Origin of the sequence: Phenylobacterium sp., from assembly GCF_030645195.1 — a bacterium.
In the GTDB taxonomy this organism is placed as follows: Bacteria; Pseudomonadota; Alphaproteobacteria; order Caulobacterales; family Caulobacteraceae; genus Phenylobacterium.
Genome location: NZ_JAUSLW010000206.1, coordinates 1 through 3,609 on the forward strand (window position 1 = coordinate 1; position 3,609 = coordinate 3,609).

Sequence of the window (3,609 nt, forward strand, 5' to 3'; positions counted from 1 at the left end):
GTCATAAGGCTTTGGAAAGTGGACCTTTCCCCGACCCTGTAAGGGCCGGGGAAGGGATGGTGGAGCTTAGCGGAGTCGAACCGCTGACCTCTTGCATGCCATGCAAGCGCTCTACCAGCTGAGCTAAAGCCCCGAGGTCTCGGGTTTCTCCGGGGGCGGACCAGGCCCTCCCCGAAGAGGCGCGGAACCTAGTCTGACAGTTGTCCGCGATCAAGCCCGCCTGCAGAGGAAATTTGCAGGCGGCTTGTCGCAGTCAGATTTAGCGGTCCTCGACGTCGCCCTCGCCGGGCAGACCCTCGATTTCGGTGTCGTCGAAGTCGTCCTCGTCGTCCTCTTCCAGGAAGGGCACGTCGTCGGTGTCCTCCTCGAGGTCTTCCTCGTCCTCGGAGAAGCCGGCGAGCTCGTCCTCGGGCGTGGCGCCCGGTTCGGCGTCGTCGTCATCGTCGTCGCCGGGGATGATCGGAGCGTCGACGACCTCGTCGAGTTCCGGGGTGACGACCTCTTCTTCTTCCTCGTCGTCATCGGCCTCCGACTTGCCGCGGACCTGGGCTTCGCCTTCCTCCTCGACCTCGTGGTCGGTGGGGGCGACGCGAGATCGGCTGCGACGGCTGCGCACCGCCTCGTCCGGATCAAACTCGGTGGCGCATTTCGGGCAGTGGGCGGGACGACGGGTGAGGTCGTAGAACTTCGCTTGGCAGTTCGGACAGATCTGCTTTGCGCCCAGTTCGGGATTGGCCAAGGGCTAAGCCTCTAAGGGGTTCGAATGAAGCCGGGTCCCTTGCCACGGGCCGGCGCCGCTGTCAAAAGCAAACCCCCTCGTGACAACGGCAGAGCCTTAAGGAGGCTTGGCATTCCCATGACGTCGGCAGGACTGACCGCGCAACGCGGCGGCCCGCTGCGAGGCCGCGTGCGCGCCCCGGGCGACAAGTCGATCTCCCACCGCGCCCTGATCTTCGGGGCCCTGGCCAGGGGGACGACGCGGATCGAGGGGCTTCTTGAGGGCGACGATGTGAAGCGCACCGCCGCGGCCATGGCCGCCTTCGGCGCGACCGTGGAGCGCCTGGGGGTCGGGTCCTGGCGCGTCGAGGGCCAGGGCGGATTTTCCGAGCCGGACGACGTCATCGACTGCGGCAACGCCGGGACGGGTGTCCGCCTGATCATGGGGGCGGCGGCGGGGTTCCCGATCAGCGCCACCTTCACCGGCGACGCCTCCCTGCGCGGCCGGCCGATGAACCGGGTGATGAAGCCGCTCACGGAGATGGGGGCGGTCTTCGCCTGCCGCACCGGCGGGCGGCTGCCGCTCACCCTGCGGGGCGGGAACCTGACGCGCATCGACTACCGCCTGCCCGAGCCCTCGGCCCAGGTGAAGTCGGCGGTGCTGCTGGCCGGGCTGAACGCGGCCGGTGGGGCCGGGGTCATCGAGCCGGAGCCGACGCGCGATCACACCGAGCGGATGCTGCGGGCCTTCGGGGCTGTCGTCGAGGTCGAGGACCGCGATGGCGCGCGCCACATCAACCTGGCCGGAGGCCAGACGCTGACGGGGACGAGGATCGTCGTGCCCGGCGACCCCTCCTCGGCGGCCTTCCCCCTGGTGGCGGCCCTGATCACCCCGGGCTCGGAGGTGACGGTGGAGGGCGTGCTGCTCAACGTGCTGCGCACCGGGCTGTTCACCACCCTGGTGGAAATGGGGGCGGACCTGACCATCTCGAACCTGCGCGATGAGGGCGGGGAACAGGTGGGCGACGTCACCGCGCGACACTCGGCGATGCGCGGGGTGGACGTGCCGCCGGAGCGGGCGCCCTCGATGATCGACGAATATCCGATCCTGGCGGTGGCCGCGGCCTTCGCCGAGGGGCCGACCCACATGCGCGGCATCGGCGAGATGCGGGTCAAGGAGAGCGACCGCATCCGTCTGATGGCGCAGGGCCTGGCGGCCTGCGGCATCGGGGTGCAGGAGGAGGCCGAGGGGCTGATCGTGGTGGGCGCCGCGCGGGCCAACCATCCGGCCGCCGGCGGAGCCCGGGTGGTCACCAAGGGCGACCACCGGATCGCCATGTCCCACCTGGTGATGGGCCTGGCCGCCGAGGCGCCGGTCAGCGTCGACGAGCCCGGCATGATCGCCACCAGCTTCCCGGGGTTTGTTCAGATGATGCGCGGCCTGGGCGGGGAGCTGGCGTGAGGGCTGAAATCGCGCGTCCTTCTCCCCTTGCGGGAGAAGGTGGCCCTGCGGAGCAGGGTCGGATGAGGGGTCACGCTCCCCCCGCAACCAAGTCCCGTCATCCCGGACGACCGCAGGTCGATCCGGGACCCAGGGGCGGAGCGCGCAGCCCCTGGGTCCCGGCTCTCCGCTGCGCTTCGGCCGGGATGACGTTGGATTGCTCGGACAAACCGGTGCGACCCCTCATCCGACCGGTCTCCGACCGGCCACCTTCTCCCGCAAGGGGAGAAGGGACGACATCTGCCTGCGAGAACGCGCCATGAAACCGCCCTTCATCATCACCGTCGACGGGCCGGCGGCCTCGGGCAAGGGGACCATCGCCCATCGGCTCGGCGCGCTCTACGATGTGCCGGTGCTGGACTCCGGCCTGCTCTATCGGGCCGTGGGCGTGTTGACCCGCAGGGCGGGCAAGGACCTGGACTCCGAGCAGGACGCCGGGGCGGTGGCCCTGACCCTGACGGCGGCCATGCTGGACGATCCCGAATTCCGCACCCGGGGAGCCGGGGAGTGCGCCAGCCGGGTGGCGGTGCATCCGGCGGTGCGCCTGGCCCTGCGCGACCTGCAGCTGGCCTTCGCCCGCACGCCCGGCGGCGCGGTGCTGGACGGCCGCGACATGGGCACCGTCATCTGCCCGGAAGCCCCGGCCAAGCTCTATGTCACCGCGAGCCCCGAGGTGCGCGCCCAGCGGCGCTGGAAGCAGCTGACGGCCCAGGGCGAGGCGGTCAGCCTGCCGGAGATCCTGGAGGATATCGCCAAGCGCGACGCCCGCGACGGGGGCCGCGCCGACAGCCCCATGGTGGCCGCCTCCGACGCCGTCTTGCTGGACACCACGCAAATGACTATAGAGCAGGCCACCGATGCGGCCCGCCGCACGGTCGAGGCGGCGCGAGCCCGGTGGGAAACCTCCTGACGGGCAATCCAAACGCACCTTTCCCTCGATGGCTGCGGGCGAATTTCACCGCGCTGGGGTCCGCCCCGACGCCTTCGGTTTGCAACCCTTAACCCGACGCCGGGACTCCGACCGCTCATGCGGGTCGGACCATTTCCGTTTCACCGGCGGCGTCATCTGAAAGACGAAAGAATATTATGGCTGACGATATGAGCCTGTCCCCCTCCCGCGACGACTTTTCCGCCCTGCTGGACGAGTCCATGGGCGGCCGCGACTTCATGGAAGGCGTGGTGGTCAAGGGGATCGTGGTCGGGATCGAGAAGGATTTCGCGATCATCGACGTGGGTCTGAAGACCGAGGGCCGCGTGTCCCTGAAGGAATTCAACCAGGAAGGCGATGATCCCGCCCCCATCGTGGTCGGCTCCACCGTCGAGGTCTTCCTCGAGCGCGTCGAGAACGCCATGGGCGAAGCGGTCATCAGCCGCGACAAGGCCCGCCGCGA

Annotated in this window: 4 protein-coding genes and 1 tRNA gene; 3 read left to right on the top strand and 2 right to left on the bottom strand. The window is 69.5% G+C overall.

The window, feature by feature from the left end; translation table 11 throughout:
* Positions 1–57: 57 nt before the first annotated feature.
* Positions 58–133, bottom strand: a tRNA-Ala gene (locus tag Q7T09_RS18905).
* A 126-nt stretch (positions 134–259) separates the two neighbouring features.
* On the bottom strand, positions 260–739 hold the full coding sequence (locus Q7T09_RS18910; RefSeq protein WP_304701752.1) for a TIGR02300 family protein: 480 nt from the start codon (positions 737–739) through the stop codon (positions 260–262).
* Between the two features lie 117 nt (positions 740–856).
* Here Q7T09_RS18910 and aroA point away from each other — a divergent pair, with 117 nt between their 5' ends.
* The 3 genes from aroA to Q7T09_RS18925 all read left to right on the top strand — a co-directional run.
* Positions 857–2,179 carry a 3-phosphoshikimate 1-carboxyvinyltransferase gene (aroA, locus tag Q7T09_RS18915; protein ID WP_304701753.1) on the top strand — a complete coding sequence of 441 codons (1,323 nt, stop codon included), beginning with the start codon at positions 857–859 and terminating at the stop codon, positions 2,177–2,179.
* A 298-nt stretch (positions 2,180–2,477) separates the two neighbouring features.
* Positions 2,478–3,128, top strand: a complete 651-nt coding sequence (gene cmk, locus Q7T09_RS18920) for a (d)CMP kinase (RefSeq protein ID WP_304701754.1) — start codon at positions 2,478–2,480, stop codon at positions 3,126–3,128.
* 176 nt (positions 3,129–3,304) lie between these two features.
* Positions 3,305–3,609 (top strand): S1 RNA-binding domain-containing protein (locus tag Q7T09_RS18925; protein WP_304701755.1); only part of this gene is annotated, 305 nt, incomplete at its 3' end.